This window comes from Clostridium tarantellae, assembly GCF_009295725.1.
GTDB lineage: Bacteria > Bacillota > Clostridia > Clostridiales > Clostridiaceae > Sarcina > Sarcina tarantellae.
Map to the genome: position 1 here is coordinate 1 of NZ_WHJC01000506.1, position 1,334 is coordinate 1,334.

1 protein-coding gene is annotated in these 1,334 nt (G+C 23.6%); it reads left to right on the forward strand.

Translation table 11 applies throughout. From position 1 onward, the window contains the following. Nucleotides 1-1,334, forward strand: a 1,334-nt coding sequence (locus GBZ86_RS17475) for an ABC transporter permease (protein ID WP_170272302.1), incomplete at both ends; no start/stop codon positions are given.

Consider the following 1,334-nt stretch of genomic DNA (forward strand, 5'->3'; position numbering starts at 1 on the left):
CATTTATAGCTTTAATAAAAGTAATACTAAGTAAATTTCCTAACATATATAATAAAAATATATTAATTTTAACTAATTTATCTCATAGATTTTTAGGATATAAAAATTTATTATATATGCTTTCTTTATTATTAGCAGGGGCTATGTTTTTTGTTGGATTTAGTTATTCAATGTATAACTCCACTAGAGAAATTGTAAGAGATGATAATCCCTTTGACATTATGTTTATTGAAGATAGTGAATTTAATAAAACAAAAAAAGAAGATGTGGAAGAGATTATAAGTACAGAGGGGGCAAAAATTGAAAAATATAATGTATTAGAGTTTTTAGAACTTCCTATGTTTATTTATGAAGATGATAAACTTTCACTTTATAATGATACAAAAGTCATTATAAGTGAAACAAATTATAATAAACATATGAATACTACTGTGGATATTAAACCTAAAGAAGGTTTTTTTATAACAATATTTAATGAAAAAATGGAACATACTATGCCTACATCAATCTTAACTAATATGAACAAAAAACAAATAGAAGAAATTCCAAGAAACCCTAATGATTATAGTAGAGATGTAAATACTTTTAAAAAAGTTCTAAAGGATACTATTTTTATCCATATACCAGATACATCTATAAGCAGTGAAAAAAATGTTCCATTTACTAATTATAGATATACTCAAGCTTTTTATACAGGAGCAGCTTTGGTTTTAGATGATAGTGATTATGAACTTTTTAAAAATAATTTGCCATCAACTTCTTTAAAAAATATGCATTTGCTTAATTTGAAAAATGGAGATAAAGCTTTTGAAAGCTTACTTACACATTTAAGAAATATTAATAATTTAGATAATTCTTACTGGAAAAATGTTAGTGCTTTTGGAAAAACATCTTATGATGAAAAAGGCTTTAAGGAAGCTTATAGACCAATGTATATTGAAGAACTTATAAAACTTCAAATAGATAATAATGGAATAGTGTTTTTTACTATGCTATTTATAGGTTTATTATTTGTAATAGCCAATGGAATAGTATTATATTATAAAGTGCTCTGTGACATAGAGGAAGAAAAAGAAAGAATAATCTCTTTAAGGAGAATAGGTATATTACAAAAAGAGATTAAATCTATAATAAGTAAAGAATTAGCTATAATATTCTTTGTGCCAATTATAATAGGTGGTGGAATGGGGTTATATTATTTATACGTAATACTAAGTAATACTGGAATGATAGAATTGCTTATAAAAAAATCCTTTGTAATATTAATTGGTGGTATATTAATTCAAATAATATTCTATTTCATAAGTAGAAGAAAATATTTTAAGGATGTTCTT